This window comes from Mesorhizobium sp. M1A.F.Ca.IN.020.06.1.1 (assembly GCF_004023265.1).
Classification (GTDB): Bacteria; Pseudomonadota; Alphaproteobacteria; order Rhizobiales; family Rhizobiaceae; genus Mesorhizobium.
Genome location: NZ_RZSR01001051.1, coordinates 1 through 1,968, shown reverse-complemented (window position 1 = coordinate 1,968; position 1,968 = coordinate 1). Strand labels below are relative to the sequence as shown.

The window sequence follows — 1,968 nt, the reverse complement described above, 5'->3', positions numbered from 1 at the left end:
CACCAAGACCTATCTCGGCCTCGCCGGCGACACCGGCTTCAACGCCGCCATGATCAAGCTTGCCTTCGGCGAGAGGGCCGATCATTCGCACATCCGCGCAGCGCAGGCGCCGGGCGGATCGGGCGCCCTCAGGCTGGTGGCCGAGCTTCTGCAGCGCACGCGGCCGGGCGCGACGGTGTGGCTCTCCGATCCGACCTGGCCGAACCACCTGCCGGTGATGCGCGCCGCCGGCCTACAGGTGCGCGACTATCCTTATTTCGACGCTGTTTCCGGCGCTGTCCGTTTCGACGACATGCTGGCGGCGCTCAAGACCGCCACTAGCGGGGATGTCGTGCTGCTGCATGGCTGCTGCCATAACCCGACCGGCGCCAATCTGGATGCTGCGCAATGGGCGAAGATTGCCGACGTTCTGCTTGAGCGCGGCCTGCTGCCTTTCGTCGACATCGCCTATCAGGGCTTTGGCGAAGGGCTCGACGCCGATGCCGCCGGCCTGCGGCTGCTCGCCGGCAAGGTGCCCGAGATGGTCGTCGCCTCGAGCTGCTCGAAAAATTTCGCCGTCTATCGCGACCGCGTCGGTTCCGCCATGATCATGGCCAAGGACGGCGCACAGGCCGACGTGGCTATGAGCCAGATGCTGGCAGCGGCGCGAGCGCTCTATTCGATGCCGCCGGACCATGGCGCTGCGGCCGTACGCATGGTGCTGGAAGACGCCGATCTGAAGAAGGTCTGGGAGACGGAACTCGAGGAGATGCGGCTGCGCATGCTCAGGCTGCGTGTCGCCTTCGCCGAGGCGTTGCGCCGGCAATCCAACTCCGATCGCTTCGATTTCGTGGCCAGCCATCGCGGCATGTTCTCCCGCCTGGGGCTCACCGAAACGCAGGTTGAGCGGCTGCGCACCGAGCACGCCGTCTATATGGTGGGTGACAGCCGCATCAATGTGGCAGGTCTGCCTGAGGATGGCATGGACGAGCTCGCCAAGGCGATCGTTTCGGTGCTCGACTGAGCGCCGGCGCAACTGTGGACAATCGGCTTTTGCCAGCCGGCGGGATTGGTCGCCCGCCGCGGCGCGCGCTAGGGTTTGTTGCATGAAACCCTCCAAAGACATCTCCCGTCTGATCGAGATCATGGCGGCACTGAGAGCGCCGGAGACCGGCTGCCCCTGGGACATCGAGCAGAACTTTTCCACCATCGCCCCCTACACGATCGAGGAAGCCTATGAAGTGGCGGATGCGATCGCGCGCGGCGACTTCGACGATCTGCGAGAGGAACTGGGCGACCTTCTGCTGCAGGTCGTCTACCACGCGCAGATGGCGCAGGAGATTGGCGAGTTCGCGATCGGCGACGTTGTCGAGGCGATCACCACCAAGATGATCCGCCGTCACCCGCATGTCTTCGGCGACGAGAAGGCGCGCAGCGCCGGCATGGCCAAGGGCATGTGGGAGAAGATCAAGGCGGTGGAGAAGGCCGAGAAGCGCAACGCCCGCATCGCGCGCGGCCTCGACCCGGAAGATCACGGCAAGGGCTATCTCGATAGCGTGCCGGTTGCGCTCCCTGCGCTGACCCGCGCGTTGAAGCTGCAGGAGAAGGCTGCGCGCGTCGGCTTCGACTGGAGCGAGGCAGCACCCATCCTCGACAAGATAGAGGAAGAGATCGGCGAGCTGCGCGAGGCGCTGGTCACGGGCGACGCGGCACCCATCAAGGATGAGTTCGGCGACATGCTGTTTGCCGTCGTCAATCTCGGCCGCCATTTGAGACTTGATGCCGAAGCCGCGCTGAGCGGCACCAACGAGAAGTTCCGCTCGCGCTTCCATTATGTCGAGCGGGAGTTGGAGGCTTCCGGGAGGTCGTTGGAACAGGCGACTTTGGACGAGATGGAAACCCTCTGGCAGCAGGCCAAAAACGCAAGATAAGCAGCGGCCTAGCCGTGGTTCCTGCGGTTCAGCCGGGTCTCGATCTCCTGGCGGGCGC

At 64.9% G+C, this 1,968-nt stretch carries 2 protein-coding genes; both read left to right on the top strand.

What is annotated here, in order from left to right:
• Positions 1–1,003 (top strand): amino acid aminotransferase (locus EOA60_RS30810; RefSeq protein WP_164899682.1); only part of this gene is annotated, 1,003 nt, incomplete at its 5' end.
• Between the two features lie 82 nt (positions 1,004–1,085).
• Complete coding sequence (gene mazG, locus EOA60_RS30805) at positions 1,086–1,910, top strand: nucleoside triphosphate pyrophosphohydrolase (RefSeq protein ID WP_095825426.1); 825 nt, start codon at positions 1,086–1,088, stop codon at positions 1,908–1,910.
• Positions 1,911–1,968: the final 58 nt, after the last annotated feature.

Coding starts and splice junctions, on each gene's coding strand:
- mazG (WP_095825426.1), top strand. CDS start 1,086: ATGAAACCCTCCAAAGACATCTCCCGTCTGATCGAGATCATGGCGGCA.